The 825-nt window shown below is 76.0% G+C and carries 1 protein-coding gene and 1 pseudogene; one reads left to right on the top strand and one right to left on the bottom strand.

Annotated features, from left to right (window positions below):
• Nucleotides 1-122: 122 nt before the first annotated feature.
• Entirely contained in the window at nucleotides 123-590 is a 468-nt protein-coding gene (locus EAO77_RS35600) for a DUF3093 domain-containing protein (protein WP_147992458.1), read from the bottom strand.
• Nucleotides 591-695: 105 nt separating this feature from the next.
• On the opposite strand from EAO77_RS35600, the pseudogene EAO77_RS35595 reads away from it, so the two are divergent.
• A pseudogene (locus EAO77_RS35595) lies at nucleotides 696-825 on the top strand (DUF3093 family protein); the annotation flags it as partial.

The raw sequence follows: 825 nt of genomic DNA, 5'->3' as shown, positions 1-825 counted from the left end.
CCCCCGCGGTGACCACCGGGCGGGCCCCGCCCGCCCTCATGGCCTCATGACGGGCATCCGCGGAGCCTGCGTGCGGCGCCCTCGCGCAACCGGTCCCCGCAGGGAGCCCGGAGCGCAGGGACTCAGGCGGCCTCGGCCGTCCGCACCGCGGCCAGCGCCGCGGCCAGCTCCTCGGGGTGGCGCGTCGACAGGTAGACGTACGGCGTCGGGTCCGCGGGATCGGTGACCTCGATGCGCACCGCCGTCGGCACATAGCTGCGCAGCAGCATGAACGCCCGCGGATCCGCCTTGTGCGACCGCCAGGCCCGGGCCTCCTCGGGGTCGAGCACCTCCGCCGCCCCCAGCGCCCCGACGGGGACGCGGGCGTCGCCCGCGACCAGCGACCCGGCCACCACCCGGATCCGCGCCGAGCCGTAGGCGCTGACCACCGCGCCCGCCAGCGCCGCCGCCCCGATCAGCCCGCCCAGCATGGGCAGCGTTCCCAGCGGAAGGGTGACGAGACCGCCGGAGATCCCGAAGAGAGCGGTGACGACCCACCACGAACGGGGCGCGGTGAGACGTTCTGAGTACTGCGGGGCGGAAGGCTGCATGAATCCAAGCTTGGCACGGCGCGACCGCCGGACAGCCGCGCGGGTAAGGTCTGCGCCTGTGAGTAACGCGAACACCCGAGGGGCGAGCGGCGGCCCCCCGGCCGSGTCCCCGTCGGGGCGCTGGGGGCGGCGGAGGTGCTCGACCCCGAGGAGGCCCGGGCCTGGCGGTCGCACAAGGCGGATCCGCGGGCGTTCATGCTGCTGCGCAGCTATGTGCCGACGGCGGTGCGCATCG

This window comes from Streptomyces sp. T39 (assembly GCF_008042045.1).
Classification (GTDB): Bacteria; Actinomycetota; Actinomycetes; order Streptomycetales; family Streptomycetaceae; genus Streptomyces.
The sequence above is the reverse complement of the archived record's forward strand: the minus strand, read 5'-3'. Positions and strand labels throughout refer to the sequence as shown.

What these genes read in the sequence shown, in the direction of transcription:
- EAO77_RS35600 (WP_147992458.1), bottom strand. Translation starts at nt 590, where the DNA reads ATGCAGCCTTCCGCCCCGCAGTACTCAGAACGTCTCACCGCGCCCCGT.